Here is a 26,492-nt window from a genome sequence, read left to right as displayed (position 1 = left end):
CCTCCTTAGTATCCATACGCTTCCACAAGTTCAAAGTCCTTACCTTGAGCCTTGCTAATATCATCTACAAGTAACTTAAAAGCGTGATTTCCAAAGTGTAAATTAAGATCTAAACTCATAGCTTCCTTATCCATGCTTGGCATATCAAGACCATTTGCAATAGTTTGTACAGAGTTTATTTGGTTATCAAGCCTTATAGGTTTTAAATTCATCATACTATCCATCGTAGACTGTAAAGATTTAGGCACATTTTTAAATGAGTCTATAGCTCCTTGGGCTATAGATTTTGTGCTTTCTATTACCTTCTTTTTAATTCTGTCGTTACCTATGATATAGCCTTTACCAGTATTAATTCCCATTTCTCTAAAGACTGTTGATGGTGAGTGTATACCTAAGGCACTTCTTGCAGCTCTTATCGCACTTGTTGCAACACTTATAGCTGCTCTTATTACAGCTGACCTTCCATAGCTTATACCACTCGCCAAACCATAAGATAGATTTCTACCAGCTGATACCATAGCTCCACGTTGACTATTAACAGCTTGTACCCCTCGTTGAGTTCCAGTTGATAGTTCCCTAATTATATTGTTCATTCCAGCATTTACACTTTGTCTCATGGCATTCATGCCTTGAGTTGTTGACTGTAATGTTTGTGTAAGAAACTGCTTGATGGTGTTAGTTGCCGAAGAAGTAAATCTTTTTATTTCATTTCCACTTTGAGTGAACGTTGTTTTAATTAACTGGTTCATCTGTGACATTGCAGTTCTAATAGATTGAGTAGCTTGGTTCATTGAACTTTTAATTGACTGGCTCATCATGTTCATAGAATTTCTAATCCCACTATTTATATTACTCATAGAATTTTTTATTTCATTTGATATCTGGTTCATTGTATTTTTTATGTCACTACTCATCTTTAACATTGATGACTTAATTACTTGACTCATCTGAGACAGGGTTGTCTTTGAAATCTGTCCTATTTGTAGCATATTTGTTTTTATGCTTTGATTTATTTGAGTCATTGCAGTAGTCACTATATTAGAAAGATTAGAGAAATTTGTCTTAAATGAAGCAGCAATATTTGAAAGATCTGTTTTTGTTTGACTCGAAACTTGAGACATACAAGTTGCAACAGCTTGAGAAATTGCTTGAGTATTAGTTTCTACCGCAGTTTTTGCAGAACCAAACTGTTCATTCATACTTGAACTAATTTCATTTGCTTCTGTAGTCGCACTCGTTTTTGATACTTCCATATCTTGAGAAATTGTGCTTTTAATATCGTCCCAAGTTTGGTCTGTGCCCACAGAGATAGATGACCAATCGCTATTAATACTATTTGCAATATCACTACTTCCACTTGTAGAACCAGCTTCTGCTTCAAACATTTTTGCACTTATAGTATCCCTTACAAAAGCCCATTGAGTATCAGTCCAGGATGCCATTTCCTCCCATTTTAAACCAACATCTTGTACAAGTGCATTGGCTTGTTCAACAGACCCAATACCCATTTCAGTCATAGCAGATACTACACTTGCGCCCATAGCTTTAGACTCTTCAGACATATTCATACTCATTTGAGTAAAAAGGTCTGTGAGTTCTGTACTCATTGATGTAGATTTTTCTACACTTCCCGTTCTTAAAATGTCAAAGGCATTTAAAACTCCAGTACTCGACTCATTAGCTTTTAAAACCATGCCATCAAAAGTTTGACTTGTTGACTCATGCATACTTTCAAAATCACTCGATGTCTTTTTAGAACCAAGTCCTATTTTTTCCATAACTCCGGATATTTTGCCACCGACAGTTTCCATCGCACCGCCGACTTTTGTCATGATATTTCCAACAAAATCAAAAACTGGTGCAAGTTTATTCATGATGGCATCGCCAAGTTTTATAATCAAATTAGCGACAAATTCGAAGATAACAATAAACGCTTGGGCTATAGCTCCAACAACAGAAAATGCAGGTCCTAAAACAGAACCAATTATACTTGCGAGTCCTGAAAAAATTGAGATGATTCCAGTCAAAATAGGAGATAACCTGCTAAAAACAGAAGCTATTAAACTTGCTGCACTTCCCAACAAATTAAATGCACTTGTTACCGCAGTCCCAACTATTTCAGCAATAGTAGCAAAAACAGGTCCTAAACTTTGCCCAATTATCTGTCCCAATTGCCTTAAAGCCTCGACTACTGGAGCAAGTGATTCTTTTAATACTCCAAAAGCTTTCCCGATTGTCTCTCCGAAATTAGAAGCAGAACTTTTGATTTCTTCAAATACATTTCCGACCGTCTCTCTAAACACTTCAGAGTGTTCCCATGCAAGTTTTAAAGCTCCAACAAAAAGAGCAATCGCAGCAATTACAGGAGCAAATTTTCCTGCTAAGGCTATTACTTTACCAATTACCGTTCCAAGAGACGCTCCAAATCCATCACCAGCAATAGAAGTCATCTTTAAACCTGCTGATGTGATTTTTAAAGTCGATGTAAAGGCTGCAAAACCACTCATAGCCTTAGCCACTACTCCTGCTAAAGTTCCTATTACTAAAAGCACTGGACCAACTGCAGCTGCAATTAACGCGACTTTTAATATAAAATCCTGCATTCCCGGACTTAAGTTTAAGAATTTTTCAGCCAAAGTTGCTAACCTTTCAGCAAAGTCTGCAATTATTGGTTTTAACCTGTCTCCTATAGCTTTTCCTACAATGTCAAGCCTATTTTTTACCATTGCCATTCTTGACTCAAAGGTTTGATATTTCATATCAGCTTCATGTGCTAATGCGATATTATCTTTCCAAGCATCTTTTGCAGTTTCAAAGGCTTCAGATAGCAAGTCTCCAGCACCTGCAAGTCTTTGAAGTGTATCTACTTCTCTTATTCCATTAATTCCAAGTTCTTTTAGCATAGATATTGTGTCAAGTCCTTGGTCTTTTGCATATCCAAGTCCACTTATAAATGCTGTTATTGCTTCTTGTGGTTTTTCCTTCCACATAGTGCTAAATGTTTCAGCACTCATACCTGCAACTGCTGCAAAGCCTTCTAATTTATCTGAACCTGAAATTACAGCCGTGTTCATTTTTTGCATTACCCTTGAAAAGGCTGAACCACCCATTTCTGCTCTAATACCTACAGAACTCATAGCTGTAGAAAGCCCCATAATTTGAGCTTCAGTAAGTCCTACCTGCGCTCCAGTTCCTGCAAGTCTTAGTCCCATATCTACAATTTCAGCTTCAGAAGTCGCAAAGTTATTTCCAAGGTCAACAATTGTGGATCCTAATTTTCCAAAGTCCTTTTGTGACATTTGTGTGATATTTGCAAATCTTGAAAGTGCTACCGCTCCTTCTTCAGAAGACAAGTTTGTTGAGTATCCCAAGTCAATCATGGTCTTTGTAAAGTCCAATAAGTGTTTTTTCTTAATACCAAGCTGTCCAGCAGCTTCAGCAACTCCAGCAATTTCTGTAGTTCCAGCAGGTAAAACCTTAGACATTTCTTGCACCGACTTTGACATCTTAGCGAACTCCTCATCAGTCATATTGGTAGTCTTTCTAACTCCAGTCATTGCTGATTCAAATTCAGATGATATACTTACAGCTTTTTTAAATCCTAAACCTAAAGGTAAAGTAAATCCAATCGTTGCATTTTTCCCAACATCAGCAAAGGAACTTCCGATGCTTTCAAGTTTCTTTCCAGTTGTGGCACTCAAAGCACCTGCCATTGCTCCCGCCTTTTCAAAAGCCTTGGAAAAACCTCTGTCTTCTGCGCTAAATATGGCCTTTACACTATAATCACTCATTTTGTCACCTCCTTGCGTTTGCTTTTCTCATTAATTCAAAAAATTCATTGTTATTTTCTTCCTTTTTCTCTCCATTCCAAGCCTCATCAATATGTTTTTCATAGTCATAAAAATCCTTATAACTTCGATAAATTGAAACATACTTGTTCTTGCCTTGTTTCTTTGTAGCTTGAACAGCTTGATTAGCCCAGGCTTGCATATGGATTTCATTTTCATAGTCAACTTGCCTTAGCCTTGCAGCTTGCATAAGCACTTCTACATCAGCTAAAGTCAATCTCTTTACTTCAAGAATTGACATGTTAGGATAATATCTTAAAATACCGCTAAGTATTTCAAAATAAGTTAAGCTTTTTTCTTTACTTCTTTTCTCGCTTCCTTCTCCTCTTGAAGAGTCGCCTTTACCTCTTGCAGTCTCTTTCTTGTAAGAGGTGCATTCTCTAAAAAATCCATACACTCCTTGCAAAAATCATCAAATTTATCATTTTCTATTAAATCAACTGTAAAGTTGTCAATATCTATATTTGATGGTTTAGACTTTAAAGTGCTTGTCCCAGCAACTATAAAATTCTTTATAGCAACAGGGTTTAAAGCTTCAAGTCCAAAGTATAAGAAGTTAAGCCCTTCTCCAATGACTTCATTAGTGTTCATTCCCTCAGCCATAAGAGCGTAATTTCTATTTAATGTTGCCAAGGCGTCAATTCCAAAGTAAATATCGTATAGTCTTTTATTAATTTCTAATTGCATACTATCTCCTTTATTAAATAAAAAGAGAGCCTATTAAAAGCTCTCTATCCTGTAATTTCTGTTGTGTCTTTAAATTTGTATTGAATAACTTGTTGTTGTTCTTCGCTTAGTGTTGCCATTCCCTCTTGAGGTGTTCCTTGAGTTACAAGAGTTCCTGTAAGTTCCATTAAGTCTTCAGCATTTGCAGACATAGAAACTTCACTCACTGTGCAGTGTCTGTAAGTTGCAGGATACTTCCCATCTTTAGCTTCTGCACCTCTATCAATTGACCACACTTCAATCAGCTCTTGGTCTCTGTGTGCCTTTTCAAGTAATTCCCTTGTTCCGTCTCCCCTTGCAGCTATAGAAGTGAAAGGAATTTCTTCTGCAACAGTTCCAGGTGATGTAATTGGACCGTCCTTTGTCGCTGTTGAGTCTCCACCATCTATAGATGATTCTATAGAGTGTTCAGTTTGAAATGCAAGCTTTGTAGCTGCTGTCTTGTCGCCAAGTTTTCTAAATAAAAGGATTTGATCAATCCCTTTTATAGGTTTTAATTCTGCCATATTCTATTCTCCTTTATGTGCAAAGTGTTGTCTTACTTCTACAATTCCATGTAGAAGCTGTTCCTTTGAGTTCTCTATATTTTCAGTGATCACTCTGTAGTTAAGACTTAAGATTGTCAAGTAGTAATTTTCAGCTTCTACTGTCTTTCTAAGCATTGAGATGTAATCATCCATAAGGCTTGTTAAACTTCCCCTTGCCCTTGGATTATTGCTGTAGAAGTGAATTGTACTGTCTACATAGCCAAACACCGCTGTTTATTCGCCTGGTCCGTTGAATATTGTTCCCCTATAAAAATAAAAGGATATTTTACATCTCCCGGTAAATAATCAAAAGTGTTCTTTGTTATCTTAAACCCTAACTCCCTAAGTTTTGTAAATATTTCTTGTTGTGGTGACACTTAATCACCCCTTAGTATATTTTTTTACGATTTTTTCCATATCTTTCTTGAATATTGGTTCTTGTTTGTAAAATGATGGTCTCATATAAGGTTGTGCCGCCATAAACCTTGTACCATACTCTACATATACTCTGTAGTCCATAGTCGGCTCTACCTCTCCAATAAGTCCATCATGATAAATATTTATCCCTATGGACTTCTTCAAGTCTCCAGTATCAACTGGAACTATGCTTTTAGCGTGTTGTTGACATTCTGAAGTGCTTACCCTTACAGCCTTTGCCATCTCACTTTTTATAGCGACTTCAGTTACAGTCGCCATATCTTTAATGATCTTTTCAAGGCCCTTAAACTCAACTTTCACCTGTAAGCTCCTCTACATAAAATATAGTTTCTCCTCTAAGTATCCTATGGTCTATGATTTTATACTTGTTGTCAGACTTAAATCTTCCACCAATTACTTTTAAGAAGTCGTCTTTGAATTTCACCAAGTTTTTAATTCTAACTACATACACACCCTTTCTTAATCCACCATACATAAGATTAAGATACTCCCTTGATGCATCCGTGATTTTAGCAAAGTATTCTTTAGAAACTACTTCCCCACCGTCCGTATAATTTCCAGTCTTTGAGTCGTAACTTCCTTCAACCTCACTTATAAAGACGACCTTATCATCATATCTCATAGAAACCTCACGACCTTTTTTATCGTAGAGTCTTCTAAATTATCATCTATCCAGTCATCAACTTCAGCCATTAAGTCTTCCATAGCCTTGTCATTTTTTTCAAAGGTCATTGAGTGACCCTCAACCATTTCAGTTGACATTCCCTCAGTACCAATGCGATTGTATCGACTGATTATTGCTTCAACAATTGCATATTCCAGCACTTTTGGAATCTCTTTTGTATCGGGAATATATTTTGTAATCCTTCTCATGACCTTATCGGTGATTAAGTCACCGATTGCACTAAGCAGGGCCTTCTCCTCTTCAGATTGGCCCTTGTTTATAAATATTAAGGCTTCGGCCCTACCCAATATATCCATACTATGCTCCTACTGGTGCTTTTAGTTTAGCTTTTAAAATTGCCTTCTTATTCTTTTCAGGAATGTACTTTCCATATTTTGCTGCAGCTTGGATTGCCACACCTGCAAAGTCTTCAGAATCTAAAATTCTGTAGATTTCAAGACCAATACCAGCAACACCAACATTTTGAGCTGCAAAGTAAATATTTTCACCAGTTTGGAAATATTCATCCGCAACTTCTTCGATTACAAAACCTTTGAACATTTTTAGTTCGTTAGTGTCAATATTTACATTTGAATTTTTAGCAGTTGTGATTAAGTCGTTGTTCACTAAAATATTGTAAACATCAGGTGTCACATAAGCATATCTTGCTAAGCTTCTTGATACCTTGTTATTAGTAAATTCCTTAGATGCTTCATCAAAAGCTGCAACAACTCCGTCCTTTGAAAGTTCAACTGCTTTTAAAGTCTTTCCAGCATTAGCAGAAAGTGCCTTTGAAAGTAAGCCATTAACATGTTCAACCCAAGCTTCAGCATGAGCTGCAGTTCTCTCAGAGATTACTTGGTTTACATCGTCATTTACAGTTACAGAGTCCACACCTTCATGGATTGCAAGTGGTGCTTCAAACTCAATATTTTTGTCAATAGATTTGATTTCTTTTCTTTCTCCAAATCTTGTTGATTTGCCAGTACCAGTACCAAATGCGATATTTTCACCAGTATCATAATCTTGAATTGTCACTTCCACATCTGATATTTTTACAGACATAAAAGTATCAGACGCTTTAATACCATCTACAACTTGTAGATTGCCACCAAAAGGCGCCATAAAATGTTGTTGCGCTTCATAAATATCATTTAAAACTTTTGCAAATTCTTTTGTATAAATCTTTGTTGCCATTTTAATACTCCTTATTTTTTGTATCGTTTACTAATTTGAGACCATACATCACCAGATTTATCAGAACTTTCCATAGACTTAGGAGTCCTTCCTTTAAGCTTTTCATTTACCGCCTTTTCAACTTCAAATTTAAAAAGTTTTACAAAGTTGTCCACGTTTTGCTTTGTGGTTTCAGCTTCCTCAGTAACCAAAGAATTAAGTAATCCATCATCTAAAGATAATCCTTCCTTTAAAAGAATATTTCTTGCACTATCCTTCATCTGACCATGTAATTTTTCAGCTTTTAAAGTGTTAAGCTCGTCTTCAAGCTTCTTTTTTTCATGTTCGAGTTTTTCTTCAGCACTCATATCAGCGAGCTTTTTCGCTTCTGAGATTTCATCTTCCTTTTGTTTTTGCCACTTAGCAAATTTCTTATTTAAAATCTCATCCACATCCTCATCAGAGTATTTCAACTCCTTTATAGGCTTTTCTTCCTCAGCTTTTTTTTGTGCTTCCTTTTTCTCGTCTTGCTCTTCAGACTTAGTCTTTTCCTTTTCTTCAACAGTTTCCTTTAAATCGTCTTCCATATCTTCCTCCATAGTTTTTAGTTTCAATGCTTAACTTTCCATATAGTTTAATGTCATAAATGCTTGGACAAAAAATAGACAGTTTATAGACTTATCCAGGTCTTGTCTTCTTCCTAAAGACGCGAAATTCCTTATATCTTTACACGATTAATTCGTGTAGATATCAACATTAGTATTATATTTTCGCACGATTAGCTCACGATTAAGCAATAAAAAAGCACCTCTAATCTCAAAATAGTTAGTGTGCTTTAGTCTAATAATTCTATTTTTTCAATTTCGTTGAACTCAATCAACTCAAATCTATCTTTAATAGCCAGGTAGTTTATAAAAGGCTCTTCGTCATGTGTATAATATTCTATAATACCTTCAATTATAGATTTTTCTTTCATAAATATTTTAACTTTTCTGTCTACATAGTCTCCAATAAATAAATCAGCTTCTAAATCACTTATTCTTATTGTTTTCATTTTTATTTCCCCTTAACTTACTTGGATAATCTGGGTACGCATGCCACCCTTTTGTTTTGTTATACCTTAGTGTTATAGCATTTGTTTTGTAAAGTTTATTTTCATTATTATTTAAAACAAAAGAACGTAAATCATTTACCTCTATTATCTCTTTCAAAGTTCCTTCTTTTGTTCCTTTTATAGTTCCAGACCCAATTAATGGACGTAAAGAGTTTTCTACTTCATCAATAGAGTTTTTGAAATGCGATGGTTCTATACCGTTTTTTATCCTTTGCTTGAATTCATTTGTTCCATATATATGATTCTTTTGTTTTCCAATATCCATATCCAGATTAAAATCTTTTAATTCTTCTGGTATATCTATATTATACCCCAATTCCTTGTCTTCATCCATATTCCTTTCCTCATAAGCTGCCGTCGTACATCTACAAAATGGATGTACCGGTGGAGTATCAGATCCTATTATAGACCTATCAACATCAAAGACTTCGCCGTCAAGAGCATTACATATGCTACAAGTCCTACTATCTTGTTCAGCAATCCAGATATACTTTTTAAAACCACTTTCCTTATAAGCTGCAAGTGATGCTTCAGAAAAAGCCCTTGACACTTCAGTAGATGCAATTCTCTTCGCATTATAAAGTGCATTTTGCTTTCCGTTATCAGTCATAAGATTTTCAAGTTTCTTTGTCCACAACATATGGTTTTCACCTTGTAAGATTGTCCTTGTAAGCCCAATCTCCAGTTGTTTTTGAAGCTCTTCCCTATTTGCCCAAATCCTATCAGAGAAATTTGCACCGTGGAAATTACTTGCAACTATTACCGCAGCAATCTTTATAAGCCTTAGTCTAACCTCTTTTGAAAGCCCTAATATTGCAGACTGTCGATTAATTTCTTCTCTTACAATTTCTCCAAGCCTTTTTTCTAACATCTTAGACTCTTTATCCGCAAGAGCTATAGTCTCAAGTAACATCTCCCTTTTCATAAGCTCCAAGCGACTTGTTCGGATTTTAAGGTTATAGAGTTTCAGTTCATAATTTGCACGTTCTGAAAAGTCTAACTCTTTTACATACTTCTTTGCCTTTTCTTCAAACTCTTCAGCTTCAAACCTTGAAACCTTATCCATTGCTTCATCAATGGTTATACCTTCGCCTTTTGCATAGTTTGCATACTGCCTTTCAATTTCCCTTGCAATCCTATCCATAGCCTGGTTATAAAGTCTAATCAACTTTTCATCATAAGCCTGGTCTGTCTTTTTCAAATACTCTTGATACTCTTTTTCTCTCTTAATTAAATATTCAAGATTATTCTTCTTCATACTCATAATCTAACCCAGGATTATAACCTTCTTCTTCCCTTAACCTTAAAGCTTCAGCCTTTGAATCTGAAATCATAGACAAGTTCTCAAGTAGAGTTTCATTAGATACAATTCCCCTAAGACCCTTTGCAATCTCAGCCTCTTCTAAAGTATTTTGAGGAATATTTTTTGTAAACTTATAAGTAATACCTACAAGGTCATCATAACTAATCTTTGAATTTGGTAAATTTGCTATAAGTCTATACCTATGATTAAAAGCCTTCATAAACTTTCGCTCTTTAGTATTTACAAGATTTGTCATAGATAAAAGTTTATATTTTAAAGCAATTCCAGAAGTTGTTCCAAAATTTTCATCATTGATATTTGCCACCATAGAAATCGCAAATATTTGCTTTTCAAGCCTATCAATTAAATTTTCCTGTGTTTTGTCAGCATTAGGCTTCTCCATAAATTCCACAATAAGTTTGTCAGTGTCCTCAGCAGAAAGATTAATAATTCTGTTATCCCTTATAACTTGTAAATCTTCCTCTTCAAGTCTTGCACCAAGTATCTTTAAATATGCATCCGCAAAATAATCAACATCATTCGCCTTTTCAGAAATCGCCTTGTTATAAGCATTTACTAAAGTCTCCACAGGTTCAAAAGCCCCCATACGCTCTTCATTTTCCACATACTCAACAATTGGAACTTCGCCAAAATAATGCCTAATTTCATCAGTGTAAGTTAAAGATCCCTTTTCAATATTAAAATATCTAATTATTTCAAAGTCCGATATTGTACCCTCGATATTGCCATTTTCATCTTCCCTATACCTCACTCCATAAATAGCCTTTCGCCTTATAGAGTCATCATAAATAATAAAACACTCCTTAGGACTTATCTGAGTAATTCCAACTTCGCCATCTTCATCTAAAAATAAAAGCTCAAAAGCATGACCGTATATAGAACACTTTTTACTCAAATCAGAATTGTTGTCCTCCAAATTGTTAATCCTTGATAACCCCTTTAAATAATCATCAACAGCTTCATTATCATGAGAAACCTTTACTGGAACTCCCATAAAAAATCCATTCAAAGTATCAACAATATACTTAGGGTAGTTTACCACAATTCGATTATCAGGCTTGTAATCAGGCTTTTCTTCCTGTGATAAAATTTTATGTTGACCCTTGTAATAAGAGTCAAGAACATCATATCTTTCCCTAAGCACTTTATGCTTATCGATAAAATTAATCAAATCCTCTTTTTCAAGAGTTTCACCAGGAAATATAAATTCCTTTCCCAAACCTAAATCCCCCCTTTCAAAATATTAAGTTTAACCCTCTTGTTTTTTCTCCAGCCCTCAACACCATATCTGAGGGCTGCCATTGCGTCATCAAAAAAAGCCACAGGTTCATCTAAATAGTCTCCCGTGACTTCGTTTTTCTTCCACTTCCACTGCGATATCTCCTTCAAAGTATTTACGCATGAAGGATGAATAAATATTTTTCTTTGCTTTAACCAATCAATCTGTACCGACTGATACTTCTGTCCTCTTGTAGTTTCCTTACTCACAGCCTTCGCTTGGTACCCTGCCCTTCGCCACATCTTAATTCTGTCAGGCTCCGCAGAGTCACACCACATGGTCACATCCTTTGAAAACTTCTTTGCCATATCTATAATCTCAGATGTATCTTTTTCATAAACGTAAAGCTCTTTTAAAATATAAATATCTCCGTCCTTGTATCCTAGTAACAAAATACAATTCGCATGATTATATCCAAAGTCTTGACCCATAGCAACATCATCAAAGTAATCAAAAGTATATTCAAAGTCTTTTATTTCATAATTTGTAAGTATTAGTCCGCCAACTTCTCCCCAATCGCCTAATCCATAAATTCTGTAACCGTCAGGATCTAAAACTTTTCTACGCTCCATACGCTCGTGATAAGCCTTATCTATAAAGCGATTATCTAAATAGCTTGAAGAGTGTGCCAGAACATTTTTATCAACCCTATCAAAAAAAGCCTCCTTTATCCAATGATTTTTACTCACAGGATTAAAAGTAAGCTTGATTTGATAAAACTGATTTTCAGGTAATTCTCCTCTAAGACGGTCATCTATAATCTCAAAATCCGACTGAGTAAACTCCGTAGCCTCTTCAAGCCACACATCAGTAAGTTTTCCCTTTTCAAAAGTGATTGACTTTAACTTCTCTCGTTGTTTCTCATCATTACATCCCCTAAAAATTATAGAATTGCCATTGATACAAGTAATCTTTAAAGGCGATAAAGTACTTTTCCAATATTGGTCAACTCCCATCTTTGAAATTGCACTTAAAAGCTCAGAGAAAGTACTGTCCCTATTTGTCACTTCCGACTTACGCATCACAAGTAAGTTTCTTCCCTTGTCCTTCATAAGACGTAAAATATAACCCATAGCCGTGTCTACAGACTTACCACTACCTGCACTACCCTTCATGGCAATATAACGACAAGTAGACTCGTGGACAGGTTTAAAGGATTTATTAAAATCAACCTTAATCGTCGCCATAATCAACCTCAACCTTTAAACTCATATCAACGTCCATCTCCTGCTTGTCCGTCCACAAACAATAACGCTTACCAATAAGTTCAGCAGCTTTTATTCTGTCCTTCGCAGAAACTTCCACACTTGTAACACTTTGTCGACCCTTCCCAGTGCCAATCAAAACTTCCTCAGTTTCTTCTCCTCTTAAAACAGAAGTTAAATACCTTAATACCTCTTCCTGCTTTGCTATCTTTTCATCCTCAATCTCTTTTACCTTGTCCTCTATATATGTTTTTATTCCAACATTTTCCAACAACTTACAAGATTGAGCCTTTGCATAATTTTCAGAATAACCCGCATTAATCGCAGACTGATATATATTTCCGCTGATGATAAACTCATCAGCAAATCGCTTTTGTTTAGCCGTCAAAGCCATACCATCAGCTCCTTTCTTGCATAAAAAAGGACTACCCTCAATTGGATAATCCTAATTTAAAAGATTTTATTATCTGCTTAATTTATATAAAGCATATTGGTTTAAACTAATTCCCTCTTTTTCCGCTTGAATTGATAAAAGCTTATGGAGTGATTTTGGAAGTCTCAAAGTAAATTTCCCAGAAAAATTATCATCACCAATAGGATCAGGAATCATTTCATTATTTTCTTTTCTAACTTCAATGCTCATTTCCAACACTTCTTGCATTCTTTTATCAAGCTCTTCTTTAGTCCTTGCATAAGTTTCAGCTTCAGGTATCTCTAAAAAACTACCAATATACAAATCTCCGTCTTCATCTTGTATTTTTTTGATAATTTCAGTATAACCTAAATCCAAAACTCTTTCCTCCTTTAGTGCCATATTTTACCTCCTATTTTTCATGATTCTATTAGAAGATGTTAACATTTACAATAAGATAATATATAATCTTATTGATAGTAAGGCTTATCCCTCACTATCAATAATATCTAAAATTTGATTTACAATGTACCTATCAGCTGGATTCTCTTGAACTACAGTGATAGGTCTTTTTATTTTATGCCTATACTGCTTATGTGAACCCCTCTGACCACTTACATAATAGCCATAATATTTAAGTACCTTATCAAGTTCTTGAGGTCTTAAGCCATTCGGTTGCAATCTCATTTTCTTTATTATCTTATCAATTTGCAATTGTTCTCATCTCCTTTCTTGATTATATGATACCATATATGATACCGTATTTCAAGTATTTTTTACTTTCCGATAAAAAAAGCCGATATATCTGCTCTTCTATAAATTTATGTAAATTTTAATACTCATTGCTCCCACCCCTGCCTTTTGTACGAGTATATGATCCCTGGTCATTGATAAAACAATGAACCTTCCTGTTATGTATGGCCAAGTCCTCTAATTTCCAATACTGCCGGTTAGGCCAATCCCGTGCCGTCGCATATTCGCCGTAAGAAAGGAGGTGTAATTAAACACATGAAAAAAGGCACCCTATAATAGAGTGCCAGTGATATATTGAATCGAATATTTTTTCACATCTTAATAGTATCATAGTTTAATACTGACATTCAATGACATTTCATGACATTTAGTGACATTTCATGACATCTTTTAAAAAAACTTAAAAAACTTGGAAAAGTGTTGACAAATTATATACCATGGTATATAATATAATTAAGAGATGAGGAAATCATCTCAAATCTTAAAAAGAAAGGTGGTGAAAAAAGTGGTTGATATAATAACAATGATAGCTACAATAGTGGGTAGCATCGCAAGCACAATCTCACTAATAGTAGCTATCAAGAACAAAAGGGGCAAATAAGCCCCTCCCCTTTAAGGGGTCATATATATTATACCACTTAAGAACATGATTAAACTAATTTTGTCAATTATCTTTATGATGAGTGCAACATTAAACCTATTTGTACAACTAAAAAACAGAAAGGATAAATAACATGGAGCAAAAAACAAGTGAGTCTCAAAAAAGAGCAACAAATAATTGGAGAAAGAGAAATCCTAAAGATGCCAAATATGGATCCTATCGTTCTTCAGCAAGAACATTCGTAAGACATTGGGCAACAAAAGAAGACATGGAAGAGCTTTTAGAAATCTTCCAAAAAGAAAATAAAAACTCAAAAGAACCAGATTAACACCCTGGTTCTTTTCTAAGTATTTGTAAAGCCTGTCCATGAAGTCTATACACATGCCTAAGACTATAACTAAGCCTTTGAGAAATCTCCTCAAAACTATAATTATATAAGTACTTTAGCTTCATTACATCACAAAGTTCAGTCGGTAAAACTTCAAACAACTTACAAGCCCTCTGTCTTTTTATTATCAGCTCATTTAAGTGCATACACACCCTTTTTTCCAAATCAGAAATTTTACTAATGATATCAGCGAAGTCTTTATTTTTAGGAGATGATTTTACTTTTTCAGAAGAATAATCAAAACTTTTAATCGAAGTCTTCAAAGAATTCAAGTATTCAAGTTCTTCAAACTCTTCAAAAATTTGATACTCCAACTTGGAAATATTCCTTAACTCAATTTTTATATCCCTCTCCATTTGAAACCATCACCTCATATCCAATTCTCTCAACCTCAAGAGCAATCCGACCTAATTCATAATAACTTTTACTGTATCTTTCAAGATGATTAGCAAGATCCTTTATATAATCCGCTTCTTCAACAATTTCTCTACCGATACACTCTTCTATCATACATAATCAATCTCCTGTACTTTTTTCAAAATCCATTCAATCCCATCATTAAAGCCTTTTGCTTCAGTGCATATTCTTAAAAAATCAGGATTTTCTGTTTCTTTATAACGGGCAAAATTCATTTCTATCTCTTTACTTTTTTCATCTACCTTTTTTAAAACAACATCTCCAAATTCTTCTTTAATCATCTTCCACCTCAATCTTGTCAAACATGTTTAAATCAACATCAAATTTTTCTACAACTTCTTTTATTTCCTCATCAGTAAATTCAGTTTTATACAAATCTGTACCTCCTTGACTGCTTAACAATACACTTCCTCTACCACTTTCTTTAAAAAGATGAATATTTAAATAATAATTTTCTTTGTCGGAAGTATTTTTTAGCCACAAATACTTTTCTTTTAGCCTATACTGATATTTCTTTTCCTCTTCTTCCCTTTCACCTACAGGTGTTCTTACAAACTCTACTAAAATTTCAAAAAGTTCTTTTTGTAGTTCTTCAGGAAGACCATCAAAGCCTTCCTCAATCATGCTAAAAGCATATCTTTTGTCTAACTCAATTCTTGCAACATCGTAAAGCTCCCACGAATAATTTATATACACTTTGATATATGAGTCACCATCAGAATTTTCAAGCTCCTCAACTAAAAATTCTTCATTATACTTTTGTCCCAGTTTATCAATTTCATCTCTCAATTCGTCAATTCTCATTAATTATCCTCCTTGCATCTTCCACTGACCTTGCAATACCCCAATTAGCACCTGTCTTTTTTAAAACTTCTCCCATTTTTAATTGTTTTTCAGATGGTTTTCCCTTCTCATTTTTAACTTCTATAAAAACAGCCTTTCCGTCGTTTTTCCTTACTCCAAACAAATCAGGAAATCCAGCAGGTAGTCCAGTTGTAATAAATCTTCCATCTTCAGTCTTAAAACCTCCAACATTTGCCCTAAAAATTAAAGCTATATCTGCTACTCCAATTCTTATAGAATTTTGTACATCAATTTCTTTCATAGTCACCTCTAAAATAAGTGTGTATAGTTGTGTAGGGTTTTGACCGTTTTCTATATACTTATATATATTTATTTTTTTATCCTAAAACTTACAAAGAAGTATACAAACTATACACAACTATACACAGACCAGTAATATCAATGGTTTCATTTTTTCAAACTATACACAAACTATACACAAACCCTACACAATAATTAATATGATTTATATATATTGTATGGTTCATTGTCAAAATTTAATTTCAAACCATTGTAAATATTTCCTTGCCTGCCTCTTTCTTTTTTGTACTTCATCCCAATTTCCCTACCAAATTTCGTATTACTCATTAAAAATTGCTCATTTTCAATAGCCCACCTCTTATAAGCTTTGTATAAATCTTTAGCTTTTACACTCTCTCCTGGACCTATGACACAACACTCATCAATAAAGGCCGTGATAACGTCCATTTCAGACTTATACTCTTCAGTGGCAGCCTTTATTGACTCTGGCATATTAAGTCCCTCTCTCTGCCACTTGAGACAACCTTCAACAGCCCAGTTGAGTATTCCTCTAAGTTCTTTTTTTAATTTGTATTTTAGGTCCTTATCTACTTTCTCATCAGGAATTTGCACAGTAAAAGGTATCATAATCATACGTCGCCATATACCGTCGTCTCTCCCTCTGATAATAGGCTTGTGATTAGTAGCAATCCATATTTTAAATTCAGGATTGAAATCAAATTCATTTTCATACAAGAACCTTGCAGTTACCTTGTCTCCACCAGTTAATTGTTTGATTAAACCTTCATCAAACCTCATACCTTCGTTAGGCTCAGTTGTAGTTACGAACCTTGCACCTTTAAGTCTTGCCACGTCACTGTTTGCAGCACCTTGGAAACCTGCCTTAACCATAATTGTTTGAGGTTGAATGTTTGTCGCATAGTCCCCCATAATTTCATTGATTAAGTCTAAAAACACCGACTTACCATTTCTTCCATAGCCATGGAGTATGAACATGCACTGCTCTCTTGTGGATCCAGTTAAACTATATCCAACAGCCTTTTGAATATAATTTATTACTTCCTTATCCCCTGCAAAAATTTCATATAAGAAATTCTCCCATAATGGACAATCTATCTTATTAGTAAATTCCACATAACTTTGCTTACTGAATAACTTCTCCCTATCATGTGGATAAAGTTGCCCAGTCTTTAAATCCAAGTATCCATTATTCACATTAAAAAGCCTTATATTCTTATCAAAATCTCCAGGTCTTACAGGCAACAAATGTTCAGCTTCCTTTAACATATTATTTTTGCCCCTGCTTTGTCTGGTTGACTTCAAATGTTTTTGAAAGGCTTTTTCCATATCTTCACTCTCTAAGAGAGGAAATTCATTTTTCATTTCTTTAATAGTGTTGTCAGCAAGTCTCTTAACACTTCCACTGTCGTCAAGTTGCCATTTTTTGCCATTGTAAAGGTACCAATTTTTAGCTATATAAGAAAATCGTGCTATGTCTTTGTTAAGATTAAAAAACCTAATTCCATTTCCAGTATCATCAAAAGCTTCAATTTTTTTAGTGTCCTTTAAAAAAATCTTGTACTCATCACCAGGTACATAAAAAGTCTTGCAGTCCCTTATAGCCTTAGCCAGTAGATTATTTCCATAAGTGCTTCCAGCTGTTTTTCTATCCCATTTAGGACGGAAGAGGGCGGATTTTCTGAAGATCATATCCATTCTGTTTATGTCCCCACCAGTCCAAAATGCAAGCATATTGGCAAAAGCCAAGTCCGCTTCACTTTGAGAAGTATAAAAGCCCTCCCACTTCCCAGCATAAAGCCTTTGAAAAGCTTCTCCTTGTTTAGAGTTTATGATTTTATTAAAAAGTTCATCATCATTAATACTTGCTACATCCCTTTTAGGCTCTTGAATTATATCCTGCAAGTGTTTAGAGTGTAGATATTTAATCTCTTCCGTCCTCTCAAAAACTTCCCTACTATCAGTCAAAGCATTGCCAGTCATTATAAAATATCGTCCGTTTTGATACATTTCAACATTACCTTTTCTTCTTGCACCCTCAGGAAGTTCACCCTTGCAGATGATGTGAATTCCATTGCCCGACTGAGAAATTTCCGTGTAACTCTTTAAGCTTTCCACAAACTCGGTGATGATGTTGCTTTCTCCCTCTTTATAGCCTTCAATTTCTTTATTTACATTATCAATATCCACACCAAAATATGGTGGTTTAAAAAAATATCCGATACCATCACAATTATGAACCTTGGCACCAGTTTTGGCAGCTTCAAAACTTGACCAAGTCGACTCATCATTGCTTTTAGCATTGTTGCCACTACGGGCATTGACGGGGATTTTTCTCCCATCAATTATCCGATAACAACACCAGCAATTATTCTCCTTTAATTCTTTTGGTATCTTCTCATACATTAAAATGGCACGTCCTCATTACTTGTATTGTTATTTATCATTGTTGCACCCTCTACCATAGTTCCAGGCGCTATTTGTGGGAAGTCACTCTCTTTAAATCCCTTATATACGTTATTTGTATATTGCTTCCCGTTAAATTCGTTAGTTTCTAAGGTTATCTTTGCTTTAAAAGGCTTATACATCAAAGCTTTTAAAACGTCGTCTTCTGACTTAAATTCAGTTCCATTTGCAAGTTTAACAGCCCTTGCAATCTGTGCCACAAATCCCATATTTAGTTCTCCAGTATCCTTTGAACACCATAGGTTGTAGAATACTTTTCTCCCTTGATTACTTTGGCTTACGTCTTTTCTTATAACTCCATGTAACACAAAGAACCTTGTTCCACTATTCGCAACTCTTTGCTCATAGTCCTCGAAGTACATTTCATAAACTCCACCCTCAACATAATTTTGCGCTAAATCATAATCAATCTTAAACATTCTCTTTCCTCCTATACATATCCTAATAATTTTCCTTGGTAGTAAGCCCATCCAGGCTTATAACCTCTGTTTTTAGCTAAATCATACAATTCTCTCATAGACTTACAGTCTTTAGGCTCTCTATAGTCAACAACAAATTCATTCTTGACCTCTTCCAACTCAACATCCTTAATTTCTTCTAACTCTTTTTCTTCAGTTTTAAGTTCAGCTCCACACTGTAGACAAAGACTGCACTTTGAGGGATTGGCACTGAAACATTCAGGACAAATTTTGATACTTACTTCGTTTTTTTCTCTGTCCTTCTTTGCTACCTTCTCTCCCTCCAAGCTCCACTCATGAGGAGTATCAGGTAGGTTGTGTCTTTCCACATTGCCTACATGGTCAATAATTGTTGCAACCTTGTCCTTTTTATATCTCATGCACCTCATAGCCTGCTGTATATAGAGACTTAGAGAGGCAGTTGGTCTTAGTAAAATCACACATGAGCAATCAGGCACGTTGAAACCTTCTCCTATCAAGTCAACATTACATAAGATTTTTATCTTTCCACTCCTAAAATCTTCGATAATATCTTCCCTTTTATCCTTAGGAGTATCAGCTGATATATGCTTGGCACTTATACCTGCTCCAGTAAAATACTTGGCAATCCTCATGCTGTAGCTCACACTGTGGCAATAGCATATAGCTTGTTGTCCAAGAGCTAACTTCTTATAGTGATTAATCACGTCACCAAATATTGCCCCCTTGCTCATAGCTTTATCAATACTATCCTTTGTATACTCTCCAGCTCTCTTTTTTAAGTCGTGAGTATCCAAGGCCCTTGGCGCATAGTATTTATAAGGAGCTAAGAAGTTATTTTCAATCAACCACTTCACGGATGGTCCTTCAATTAAAATATCGTTAATATCTCCAAGACCTTTTCCATCAAGCCTTATAGGAGTAGCAGTAAAGCCAATCCTTGTTGCATCTGGAAAGGCTTCATATATATCCCTATAAGTCTTTGCCATGCTATGATGATTTTCATCAGTAACAATCATCTTTGGACACTTAATCTTATCAAGGCGATTAGTAGCAGTCTGAACCATGTAGACATCCAGTAAATCAAGATTAACTCCAAAATTTTCAAAGTCCTCTTCAATCTGCTCTTTAAGTTCTTTTCTATGGACAAGAAATAAAACTCGATTTCCCTTGTCCGTCGCTCCCTTTACCATGTGAGATATAATATAACTTTTACCACTTCCACATGGAGAAACTATGCAGGGATGCTTATAACCATTTAAAATAGCCGTTTTAGTCTTCTGTACTATTTCCTGTTGATACTCGTACAAGCTCACTTTGTAAACACCCTTTTCTATCATCCAAGCGATTTTTTGCGTACACATCCATACTTGGTTGTAGTACAAAACCTCTCTTAATTTCTTCATCCTTTTCACTGATAATTAGTCTTCCCACAACATCACAAAGACCTAAAAAATTATTTAGTATGGTTTTTCTAATATCAGGTATGGCACGATTAAATATTTGACCTGCTTCAGTCTCCCACTTGTCCGAAGTTTCCCAAGCAGTAAACACAACATTACAATCAACACTTTTTATAGCCCTGAAACTATCCATTATAACAAAGTCACTTCTTTGATAATCAGCCATACTTGGCACACGATTATTTTTTCCCTCTCTGCCTTGCTGTGCCAGTATGGATCTAAATAATTCAGTCACATTATCAATGACGATAAAGTCATAATCCTTGTAATTCTCCTTGATATACTTCACAGCTTCAATCCAACTCTCCCATATCTTGTATGAATCAATCTCCAAGATATCTATATCATCTTCTCCCATAAGGACTACAGAAGACTTATCAATATCAACAACAAGCTTTTTTCCAGGTAGATATTTTATAGCCGTAGTCTTTCCAGTCCCAGGATTTCCATAAATTAAGTAAGTTGCCTTACTTTCCTTTAAATCACTAGCCTTAACAATCTTCATTATCTAATCCTCAAACTTTCACTTTCCTGTAAAATCACACCCTCAACTTCGACTCCATCCTTTAAATCTTGATAGATTTTAGTTTTATCCACAGAAGTTTTGTGTACAAGATACTTTTCAGGAACTTTATTTTCATCAAGTACCTTTACAGAAGCCCTGTTTTTTTGTATATTGAAAGAGAATAAGTCAGTTTTAAACTTTTTCTTATTCACTCTCACCATATTAAATTCAAGGTAAGATTTTAGGTCTGAAATTCTATTTTCAGTAGATTTGCGTATACTACTAAGCCTATCAATCTCTTCCTTGAATTTTAGAGAGTCACCCTCTAACTCCTTGATGACCTTAGCGATATTATCAGCCTTTACTTCAATTTCATCATCAATCACTTCTAAGGCACTTTCAAAGTCACCCTCTAAATCCATCAATTTCACATAACTTTCAGTTAACTCATATAATTTCATATTTTCCTCCTTAATATTCACCCAAAACGACCCATCTAATTAAAGTTTGCACAAACATATAAACTACAGTTGCACCTGCACATATACTCAACGAACAAACTATTATCCAAAAGGTAAGTTTCTTCCAGAATTTGATTTCAACTCTGTTATATCTCTTCCATCTTCTGTAGCTATAAATAGCTTGTCTTATGTTGTGCGCAAGCTTCGTGTCTTTAAATTCTCTCTTTTTCTTTTTAATTTCCATTCAAATACTCCTCATAATCTCTTGTAATTGCTTTAATTAGCCTTGCTTTTTTATCTGATTCTAACCACCTAAACCTTACTTCAAAACTAATGTTCCAAGCTTCTTCTTTGTGTATACATATATAGTCTCCAAATCTTCCTGCCGTCACGATTAAGTGATTGTAATCTGCTTCTAATAAGTAGAAATCAAGCTCATCACAAGCCTTTTTTAAGTTTTTAAATTTAATCATACTCTGCCAACTTTCCTATCAACTCTTTTTTAATCTTTGAAAGTCGTTCCAATTCCTTTAAATCCCTTTCGTACATTTTTAATTTTTCCCTCAAAATTTGAATATCCTGTAGACAGATAAACAAATCTTCTTCTAACTTCTCTTGAGTTTCTACCATATATAGCCTCCTACTTAATATTTGCAAAGACTTCAAAATTCTTTCTTGAAATCTTGTACTTCTCACCTGCCACCCTTCCCGATATCAAAGGGCAGCCTTTTCTTCTTAAAATTTTATAGATTTCATCCCTGCCCAAGCTTGGATAATCATTCTTTAAATCCTTTACAGTTAAAATATCCGTGTCACTTCTTACTGCGTTCATACTTAACACCTCCTACTCAACAATATCAATATGATCTATAGCAAAAGAAACAAGTTCAGCAGTCAAAGTCTTAAAAGACATATTAGTTTCCTCTGCAATTTCCTTAATAGAATCCGCCAAATCTTCAGGTACCCAAATACAAGACTTAGCAGGTCCCCATTTTTTAGATTTCTTTAAAATTAATTTTTCCATTATGTTTCTCCCTTCTTACGTTTTATTTTCTTAAACTTCCTCATATTTTCTTACATTTCCCCATAAACCCTATATATAGCTATTGTTCATTTATTTTGTACTACATGTAGTTGATACTATAGGTAAATAGTAATATAATTAAACTATTAGAGTACCTCCAACTAAATTTTTTTATACCTTCAATAAAAGGATGTGATTACTTGAAAAATGTTAAAGTGACAAGACAATCAAAATCCGGTAGAAACTTAGGATTCAAAAACACTTCAACCGGAAGATATATGAATCGTCAAACATTTGTAAAAGCCATTAAAGCTGGAAACTATAAAGGGTATCATGTAAGAAAAATCAACGGTATTGATACACCTTGTTCAAATCCAGATAAATCAGCAAATAACAACTTAGACTAACGATTATAAGGCAGGTACTCTACTACATACCTTTTATCGGTTATCTCATCCCTTGACGTTATAGAAGCAACCAATCCACCATTTTTATCAGTCACACATATTTCAGAAATCAACTTCCCACCCACATTAATAGGCAAGGGTATTAAAATATCCTCAATAGAATCAATATGATCCTTTAAAACCCTCATTAACTTACTTTGACTTGAAAGCCCCACAGAAATAGTTCCATTAACCATTCCATCAAAATGAGACCTTGAAAGCTTAGCCTTCCTACAAAAATCACTCTTGGATTTAAAATTTTCATCTACCAAATCTAAAATCACATCACTATCTAAATATCTTTTCATTGTTTTTCCATCAACTCTCCCCCTCTCTATTTAGTAGAAAAAAATCATTCCCTATCTTCTTTGATAAGATTAATTAAAATTATCAACTGACAAAATAACACTAATGAATTAACAATTAAAATTAACTTTTCCATTATGTTTCTCCCTTATTTTTTACTTCTTAAATTCTCGTGATATAATTAACCCTTAAATAACATTCTTAAGTAAACATCTATTGGACGATTTCCTGAATCGTCCTTTTTTAATATTGACCAAAGAACAATCATTGTTGCCATATTCATTATTAAAGTTACTATCGATATTAATTTCTCCATCAACTCCCCCTCCACATTCGTTTATTTACCTTTTAATGTCTTTTTTTATTCATACAACCTCCACCAATCAACATCAAACACCTCTGCTATCCTTTTTGCCACACTAACTGGAAGCTCTGACTCTTCTCTCTCATACTTACTAATAACCCTTTGTTTCATACCGATAAGATTACCCAACTCTAACTGGCTGAGCTTTTTTTCTTTTCTTAATCTAATCATCTCATACAACATATAGTACATCCCTCCTTCATTAATCAACAATAAGCACTATATGTGCTATAATTACCATAAGGAGGTGAATTTATGGCTGGAAAAAATCAACACGTTACTCCTAAAGGTGGTAAATGGCAAGTAAAAGGTGCTGGAAATAATAGAGCTACTAAAATTTTCAATACACAAAAAGAAGCTGAAAATTTCGCCAGACAAATAGCTAAGCATCAAAAATCCGAATTAATCACACATAACCGCCACGGTCAAATTCGTTCAAAAGACAGCTTTGGCAATGATCCACATCCACCAAAAGATAATGAACATTAACATGATTTAAACTTGACTCTAACCCTATAACCATTACCAGGCTTAAGAACATCACTTATAATAGCAATGGTTATAGGGTTATTCTCATCAGTTTCAATGATAATTTCCTCAATATCATCTTTTAAATAATTACTTTTGTCTTCTGAATCTGATTTTTTAACTTCCATAATCCCCCTCTCCATTCGTTCATTTACCTTGTTTTGTTCTATATATCGAACTTAATGCTAAAAAAATATTTCTTGAATATTTAAGATTTCAAGAACTTTTGAAATTATTAATATATCACTGGTTTTAAACTCTGTGATACCATTAATCTTATTTGACAAAGTGCTTAAAGGAATGCCTGTTTCATCAGATAATTTCCTTACAGAGTATCCTTTTTCAGCCATTATTCCTTTTAGCTTCGCATTCTCTACTACCAAGTTTATCGCCCCCTTTTCTTGTTCTATATTTCGAACTAATTTTATTATAAGCTCTAATTTTTTAATTGTCAACCGATATTTCGAATTATTTTTTATTTTTTAGTTTTTTGTATTGAAATATCGAACAATATCATATATAATAAAATTAATTTGGAGGTGAAATAATGAATAAGGAAGATCTTTTAACAGATTTTGGAAAGAGATTAAAAAAGGCAAGGACAGATAAAGGCATGACTCAACAAGAGTTAGCCGAAGCAATAAACACAAGTAAAAGTATGATATCAGGATATGAGAATGGCAAAAATGATCCTGCAAGATCTGTTTTAATAAATTTATCAAAACAATTAGGAGTTTCAATAAACTACTTAATGGGCTGGAATGAAGAAGCTGAAGACATAGACATATCAAAAATACCAGGAGTAATAATGCCCATAAAACTAAAGAAAATTCCAATCCTTGGAACAATCGCATGTGGAGAACCACTCTTTGCAGAACAAAACTACGAAGGCTACTTTATATTAGACAAAAACCTCCCAGGAGCCGACTTCTGCCTAAAAGCAAAAGGCGACAGTATGATAGAAGCAAATATTTTTGAAAGAGATTTAGTCTTCTTCAAGAGAACAAATGACGTAGATAACGGAACAATTGCAGCCGTTTTAATAGATGACGAAGCAACACTCAAAAGAATTAATAAAAGTGAAGACATGGTAGTACTACAACCCTGTAATAGAAGCTACTCCCCCATCATTATAAAACCAGAAGATGATAAAAGAGTGTTAATCCTGGGAGAAATGGTTGGAGTATATTCAGAAAGAAATAAATAGTAGATAAAGATATAAAAACGAACTAATAGGAGTAATTTAATTAATATGACAAAAGCTAACATAAACAGCGAGTATTTAGAGATTATTCAAAAAGAAAAAGAATTTTTAGATAAAAATATTGAATTCCCACTTAATGATAGTTTTTCTGTTTTAAAACTAAAAGATGAAGACAATAATGAATATATATTTGATATAAATCGAAAAGGAGTAAGGTTAACCAGATGCACTTATCAAGAACGTCACAATGTTAGTATTGTTTTATTAAGACTTGATCTTGATAGTAAACCACATAGAAATCCAGATGGAGAAAAGATAGAAGAACACCATATACATGTATATACAGATGATTATGGTGACTCATATGCCTTTACCTTAGATAATCCTATTTTAAACAAAATTAACCCTAATTTTGATTTAAATAAATTTTCTGTATGTGAAAAAAGTAGGGATAAACTTTATATGTACTTCGAAGCATTTTCCGAATTTTGTAATATAAAGAATATCCCAAATGTCATCACTAACATAATAGATTGTGTTTAAGCTAATTTTCCTATATTGTTACCAATATCATTCCACAAAATAGGCAGAACTCCTTCATTAGAATAGTTTCTAAATCCCTCTAATACATCATTAGATACTTTGTTATTATCGTTTAATAATACAATCAATTTAGTATCTTCTCTTCTGACTGGTAGAGTATCTGTCCAAGAAAACATAATTGAAGAATAATTTTCTTTTCTGTCTGGATGATTCATTAACTTAATCACCCTTTCAGGATTAGTTTTATTCCTTTGAAGTACATAATCAAAATTATGGTTTAGTTTTGATTTTCCAATCATAGAAATATTTTCAGTATAATAGATATCATGTTTATCAAAATACTCTTTTACATCTTGGTAGAAAAGATTTTGAACATTAGATCTATTTAATACAAACATATCATTGATATAAATCATAGCTTGTAATACTTTGTGTTTGGTTTCTGCTAATTTATCAACACTACTGACCTTTGAATAAATTATGTCGTCACGAATGCCGACACCAAGCCTATTAACAACTTGATTTAAGAGTTGTCTACGTTTGTCAGTATTAAATTCAAATCCTGACATTCTTAAATCATCTATAGTATAGCCATAATCATTAACTTCTATCTCATTATCAGAAATGTAATTAATGTAGATTTGAGTATAATCATTGTGCCTATCTAAAAATGGAGTAGTGATTTCAAACAGATTTTCAGAAATTTTATATTGGGTCATATTATCATTGAGCCAATCAGTATAATCTTTTA

The 26,492-nt window shown here is 34.1% G+C and carries 43 protein-coding genes; 5 read left to right on the top strand and 38 right to left on the bottom strand.

Annotated elements, in window-relative coordinates; all coding sequences use genetic code 11:
• Positions 1-5: 5 nt before the first annotated feature.
• From BN2746_RS05435 to BN2746_RS05355, 17 genes are all read right to left on the bottom strand, one after another.
• On the bottom strand, positions 6-3,791 hold the full coding sequence (locus BN2746_RS05435; RefSeq protein WP_055078776.1) for a phage tail tape measure protein: 3,786 nt from the start codon (positions 3,789-3,791) through the stop codon (positions 6-8).
• A 4-nt stretch (positions 3,792-3,795) separates the two neighbouring features.
• The gene (locus BN2746_RS05430; RefSeq protein WP_077064957.1) at positions 3,796-4,065 is read right to left on the bottom strand and encodes a hypothetical protein; all 270 of its coding nucleotides are present in this window, start codon (positions 4,063-4,065) and stop codon (positions 3,796-3,798) included.
• A gap of 68 nt (positions 4,066-4,133) precedes the next feature.
• Positions 4,134-4,535 (bottom strand): tail assembly chaperone, encoded by a 402-nt coding sequence (locus tag BN2746_RS05425; RefSeq protein WP_055078774.1) that lies wholly within the window; start codon positions 4,533-4,535, stop codon positions 4,134-4,136.
• A gap of 44 nt (positions 4,536-4,579) precedes the next feature.
• Positions 4,580-5,080 carry a phage major tail protein, TP901-1 family gene (locus BN2746_RS05420; RefSeq protein ID WP_055078773.1) on the bottom strand — a complete coding sequence of 167 codons (501 nt, stop codon included), beginning with the start codon at positions 5,078-5,080 and terminating at the stop codon, positions 4,580-4,582.
• A 3-nt stretch (positions 5,081-5,083) separates the two neighbouring features.
• On the bottom strand, positions 5,084-5,329 hold the full coding sequence (locus BN2746_RS05415; RefSeq protein WP_055078772.1) for a hypothetical protein: 246 nt from the start codon (positions 5,327-5,329) through the stop codon (positions 5,084-5,086).
• A 153-nt stretch (positions 5,330-5,482) separates the two neighbouring features.
• Positions 5,483-5,839, bottom strand: a complete 357-nt coding sequence (locus tag BN2746_RS05410) for an HK97-gp10 family putative phage morphogenesis protein (RefSeq protein ID WP_055078771.1) — start codon at positions 5,837-5,839, stop codon at positions 5,483-5,485.
• Entirely contained in the window at positions 5,829-6,161 is a 333-nt protein-coding gene (locus BN2746_RS05405; protein WP_055078770.1) for a hypothetical protein, read from the bottom strand. Before BN2746_RS05405 ends, BN2746_RS05410 begins: the two co-directional genes overlap by 11 nt.
• Positions 6,158-6,520: a phage head-tail connector protein gene (locus BN2746_RS05400; RefSeq protein WP_055078769.1), complete on the bottom strand. Its 363-nt coding sequence runs from the start codon at positions 6,518-6,520 to the stop codon at positions 6,158-6,160. The genes BN2746_RS05405 and BN2746_RS05400 overlap by 4 nt, the downstream gene beginning before the upstream one ends.
• Before the next feature lies 1 nt (position 6,521).
• Positions 6,522-7,400: a hypothetical protein gene (locus tag BN2746_RS05395; RefSeq protein WP_055078768.1), complete on the bottom strand. Its 879-nt coding sequence runs from the start codon at positions 7,398-7,400 to the stop codon at positions 6,522-6,524.
• A gap of 11 nt (positions 7,401-7,411) precedes the next feature.
• Positions 7,412-7,966 (bottom strand): DUF4355 domain-containing protein, encoded by a 555-nt coding sequence (locus BN2746_RS05390; protein ID WP_055078767.1) that lies wholly within the window; start codon positions 7,964-7,966, stop codon positions 7,412-7,414.
• A 248-nt stretch (positions 7,967-8,214) separates the two neighbouring features.
• Positions 8,215-8,433 carry a hypothetical protein gene (locus BN2746_RS05385; RefSeq protein ID WP_055078766.1) on the bottom strand — a complete coding sequence of 73 codons (219 nt, stop codon included), beginning with the start codon at positions 8,431-8,433 and terminating at the stop codon, positions 8,215-8,217.
• The gene (locus tag BN2746_RS05380; protein ID WP_055078765.1) at positions 8,411-9,751 is read right to left on the bottom strand and encodes a minor capsid protein; all 1,341 of its coding nucleotides are present in this window, start codon (positions 9,749-9,751) and stop codon (positions 8,411-8,413) included. Before BN2746_RS05380 ends, BN2746_RS05385 begins: the two co-directional genes overlap by 23 nt.
• Positions 9,738-11,036, bottom strand: a complete 1,299-nt coding sequence (locus tag BN2746_RS05375; RefSeq protein WP_055078764.1) for a phage portal protein — start codon at positions 11,034-11,036, stop codon at positions 9,738-9,740. Before BN2746_RS05375 ends, BN2746_RS05380 begins: the two co-directional genes overlap by 14 nt.
• 2 nt (positions 11,037-11,038) lie before the next feature.
• The gene (locus BN2746_RS05370) at positions 11,039-12,283 is read right to left on the bottom strand and encodes a PBSX family phage terminase large subunit (RefSeq protein ID WP_055078763.1); all 1,245 of its coding nucleotides are present in this window, start codon (positions 12,281-12,283) and stop codon (positions 11,039-11,041) included.
• Positions 12,270-12,695 carry a terminase small subunit gene (locus tag BN2746_RS05365; protein WP_055078762.1) on the bottom strand — a complete coding sequence of 142 codons (426 nt, stop codon included), beginning with the start codon at positions 12,693-12,695 and terminating at the stop codon, positions 12,270-12,272. Before BN2746_RS05365 ends, BN2746_RS05370 begins: the two co-directional genes overlap by 14 nt.
• A gap of 69 nt (positions 12,696-12,764) precedes the next feature.
• Entirely contained in the window at positions 12,765-13,115 is a 351-nt protein-coding gene (locus BN2746_RS05360; protein ID WP_055078761.1) for a type II toxin-antitoxin system HicB family antitoxin, read from the bottom strand.
• Positions 13,116-13,199: 84 nt separating this feature from the next.
• Entirely contained in the window at positions 13,200-13,400 is a 201-nt protein-coding gene (locus tag BN2746_RS05355) for a type II toxin-antitoxin system HicA family toxin (RefSeq protein WP_055079414.1), read from the bottom strand.
• A gap of 800 nt (positions 13,401-14,200) precedes the next feature.
• Here BN2746_RS05355 and BN2746_RS05350 point away from each other — a divergent pair.
• Positions 14,201-14,395 carry a hypothetical protein gene (locus BN2746_RS05350; protein ID WP_055078760.1) on the top strand — a complete coding sequence of 65 codons (195 nt, stop codon included), beginning with the start codon at positions 14,201-14,203 and terminating at the stop codon, positions 14,393-14,395.
• Here BN2746_RS05350 and BN2746_RS05345 read toward each other — a convergent pair.
• From BN2746_RS05345 to BN2746_RS05285, 15 genes are all read right to left on the bottom strand, one after another.
• Positions 14,392-14,811, bottom strand: coding sequence for a sigma factor-like helix-turn-helix DNA-binding protein (locus BN2746_RS05345; protein WP_055078759.1), 420 nt, complete (start codon positions 14,809-14,811; stop codon positions 14,392-14,394). The two genes, BN2746_RS05350 and BN2746_RS05345, sit on opposite strands and share 4 nt — an antisense overlap.
• On the bottom strand, positions 14,789-14,965 hold the full coding sequence (locus tag BN2746_RS09030) for a hypothetical protein (protein WP_156331315.1): 177 nt from the start codon (positions 14,963-14,965) through the stop codon (positions 14,789-14,791). Before BN2746_RS09030 ends, BN2746_RS05345 begins: the two co-directional genes overlap by 23 nt.
• Positions 14,962-15,153 (bottom strand): hypothetical protein, encoded by a 192-nt coding sequence (locus BN2746_RS05340; protein ID WP_055078758.1) that lies wholly within the window; start codon positions 15,151-15,153, stop codon positions 14,962-14,964. Before BN2746_RS05340 ends, BN2746_RS09030 begins: the two co-directional genes overlap by 4 nt.
• On the bottom strand, positions 15,146-15,676 hold the full coding sequence (locus BN2746_RS05335; RefSeq protein WP_055078757.1) for a hypothetical protein: 531 nt from the start codon (positions 15,674-15,676) through the stop codon (positions 15,146-15,148). Before BN2746_RS05335 ends, BN2746_RS05340 begins: the two co-directional genes overlap by 8 nt.
• A complete protein-coding gene (locus BN2746_RS05330; RefSeq protein WP_055078756.1) occupies positions 15,666-15,977 on the bottom strand; it encodes a VRR-NUC domain-containing protein in 312 nt (103 codons plus the stop codon). The genes BN2746_RS05335 and BN2746_RS05330 overlap by 11 nt, the downstream gene beginning before the upstream one ends.
• 194 nt (positions 15,978-16,171) lie before the next feature.
• A complete protein-coding gene (locus BN2746_RS05325; RefSeq protein WP_055078755.1) occupies positions 16,172-18,400 on the bottom strand; it encodes a phage/plasmid primase, P4 family in 2,229 nt (742 codons plus the stop codon).
• Positions 18,400-18,879 carry a DUF669 domain-containing protein gene (locus BN2746_RS05320; protein ID WP_055078754.1) on the bottom strand — a complete coding sequence of 160 codons (480 nt, stop codon included), beginning with the start codon at positions 18,877-18,879 and terminating at the stop codon, positions 18,400-18,402. Before BN2746_RS05320 ends, BN2746_RS05325 begins: the two co-directional genes overlap by 1 nt.
• Positions 18,880-18,890: 11 nt before the next feature.
• Positions 18,891-20,213 carry a DEAD/DEAH box helicase gene (locus tag BN2746_RS05315; RefSeq protein ID WP_197273088.1) on the bottom strand — a complete coding sequence of 441 codons (1,323 nt, stop codon included), beginning with the start codon at positions 20,211-20,213 and terminating at the stop codon, positions 18,891-18,893.
• Entirely contained in the window at positions 20,170-20,865 is a 696-nt protein-coding gene (locus tag BN2746_RS05310) for an AAA family ATPase (RefSeq protein ID WP_055078752.1), read from the bottom strand. The genes BN2746_RS05315 and BN2746_RS05310 overlap by 44 nt, the downstream gene beginning before the upstream one ends.
• Positions 20,865-21,326 carry a siphovirus Gp157 family protein gene (locus tag BN2746_RS05305; protein ID WP_055078751.1) on the bottom strand — a complete coding sequence of 154 codons (462 nt, stop codon included), beginning with the start codon at positions 21,324-21,326 and terminating at the stop codon, positions 20,865-20,867. Before BN2746_RS05305 ends, BN2746_RS05310 begins: the two co-directional genes overlap by 1 nt.
• Positions 21,327-21,336: 10 nt before the next feature.
• Entirely contained in the window at positions 21,337-21,570 is a 234-nt protein-coding gene (locus BN2746_RS05300) for a hypothetical protein (protein ID WP_055078750.1), read from the bottom strand.
• Positions 21,560-21,799: a hypothetical protein gene (locus BN2746_RS05295; protein ID WP_055078749.1), complete on the bottom strand. Its 240-nt coding sequence runs from the start codon at positions 21,797-21,799 to the stop codon at positions 21,560-21,562. The genes BN2746_RS05300 and BN2746_RS05295 overlap by 11 nt, the downstream gene beginning before the upstream one ends.
• On the bottom strand, positions 21,792-21,956 hold the full coding sequence (locus tag BN2746_RS09025) for a hypothetical protein (protein ID WP_156331314.1): 165 nt from the start codon (positions 21,954-21,956) through the stop codon (positions 21,792-21,794). Before BN2746_RS09025 ends, BN2746_RS05295 begins: the two co-directional genes overlap by 8 nt.
• 10 nt (positions 21,957-21,966) lie before the next feature.
• Entirely contained in the window at positions 21,967-22,158 is a 192-nt protein-coding gene (locus tag BN2746_RS05290) for a hypothetical protein (RefSeq protein ID WP_055078788.1), read from the bottom strand.
• A gap of 12 nt (positions 22,159-22,170) precedes the next feature.
• The gene (locus BN2746_RS05285; RefSeq protein ID WP_055078748.1) at positions 22,171-22,350 is read right to left on the bottom strand and encodes a hypothetical protein; all 180 of its coding nucleotides are present in this window, start codon (positions 22,348-22,350) and stop codon (positions 22,171-22,173) included.
• A gap of 200 nt (positions 22,351-22,550) precedes the next feature.
• On the opposite strand from BN2746_RS05285, the gene BN2746_RS05280 reads away from it, so the two are divergent.
• A complete protein-coding gene (locus BN2746_RS05280) occupies positions 22,551-22,757 on the top strand; it encodes a hypothetical protein (protein WP_055078747.1) in 207 nt (68 codons plus the stop codon).
• On the opposite strand, the gene BN2746_RS05275 is transcribed toward BN2746_RS05280, so the two are convergent.
• The 3 genes from BN2746_RS05275 to BN2746_RS05270 all read right to left on the bottom strand — a co-directional run bounded on the left by BN2746_RS05275 (position 22,754) and on the right by BN2746_RS05270 (position 23,658).
• Positions 22,754-23,104, bottom strand: a complete 351-nt coding sequence (locus BN2746_RS05275) for a hypothetical protein (RefSeq protein ID WP_055078746.1) — start codon at positions 23,102-23,104, stop codon at positions 22,754-22,756. The two genes, BN2746_RS05280 and BN2746_RS05275, sit on opposite strands and share 4 nt — an antisense overlap.
• A gap of 179 nt (positions 23,105-23,283) precedes the next feature.
• Positions 23,284-23,418 carry a hypothetical protein gene (locus BN2746_RS09250; RefSeq protein WP_268909192.1) on the bottom strand — a complete coding sequence of 45 codons (135 nt, stop codon included), beginning with the start codon at positions 23,416-23,418 and terminating at the stop codon, positions 23,284-23,286.
• Between the two features lie 45 nt (positions 23,419-23,463).
• Positions 23,464-23,658 carry a helix-turn-helix domain-containing protein gene (locus BN2746_RS05270; RefSeq protein WP_231718325.1) on the bottom strand — a complete coding sequence of 65 codons (195 nt, stop codon included), beginning with the start codon at positions 23,656-23,658 and terminating at the stop codon, positions 23,464-23,466.
• Positions 23,659-23,721: 63 nt separating this feature from the next.
• On the opposite strand from BN2746_RS05270, the gene BN2746_RS05265 reads away from it, so the two are divergent.
• Positions 23,722-23,955 carry a DUF2188 domain-containing protein gene (locus BN2746_RS05265; RefSeq protein WP_055078744.1) on the top strand — a complete coding sequence of 78 codons (234 nt, stop codon included), beginning with the start codon at positions 23,722-23,724 and terminating at the stop codon, positions 23,953-23,955.
• Here the strand turns inward: BN2746_RS05265 and BN2746_RS09095 are convergent.
• Together BN2746_RS09095 and BN2746_RS05260 are read right to left on the bottom strand one after the other, a co-directional pair.
• Positions 23,952-24,122: a hypothetical protein gene (locus BN2746_RS09095; protein ID WP_187364073.1), complete on the bottom strand. Its 171-nt coding sequence runs from the start codon at positions 24,120-24,122 to the stop codon at positions 23,952-23,954. The two genes, BN2746_RS05265 and BN2746_RS09095, sit on opposite strands and share 4 nt — an antisense overlap.
• Before the next feature lie 57 nt (positions 24,123-24,179).
• Positions 24,180-24,377 (bottom strand): helix-turn-helix domain-containing protein, encoded by a 198-nt coding sequence (locus BN2746_RS05260; protein ID WP_055078787.1) that lies wholly within the window; start codon positions 24,375-24,377, stop codon positions 24,180-24,182.
• A gap of 164 nt (positions 24,378-24,541) precedes the next feature.
• Here BN2746_RS05260 and BN2746_RS05255 point away from each other — a divergent pair, with 164 nt between their 5' ends.
• Both BN2746_RS05255 and BN2746_RS05250 read left to right on the top strand, forming a co-directional pair.
• Positions 24,542-25,201 (top strand): LexA family protein, encoded by a 660-nt coding sequence (locus BN2746_RS05255; protein ID WP_055078742.1) that lies wholly within the window; start codon positions 24,542-24,544, stop codon positions 25,199-25,201.
• 45 nt (positions 25,202-25,246) lie between these two features.
• Positions 25,247-25,741, top strand: coding sequence for a DUF6978 family protein (locus BN2746_RS05250; protein WP_055078741.1), 495 nt, complete (start codon positions 25,247-25,249; stop codon positions 25,739-25,741).
• On the opposite strand, the gene BN2746_RS05245 is transcribed toward BN2746_RS05250, so the two are convergent.
• Complete coding sequence (locus BN2746_RS05245; protein WP_187364072.1) at positions 25,738-26,460, bottom strand: DUF1829 domain-containing protein; 723 nt, start codon at positions 26,458-26,460, stop codon at positions 25,738-25,740. The genes BN2746_RS05250 and BN2746_RS05245 overlap by 4 nt on opposite strands.
• Positions 26,461-26,492: the final 32 nt, after the last annotated feature.

Origin of the sequence: Lagierella massiliensis, from assembly GCF_001407835.1 — a bacterium.
Taxonomy (GTDB): Bacteria; Bacillota; Clostridia; order Tissierellales; family Peptoniphilaceae; genus Mediannikoviicoccus; species Mediannikoviicoccus massiliensis.
The sequence above is the reverse complement of the archived record's forward strand: the minus strand, read 5'-3'. Positions and strand labels throughout refer to the sequence as shown.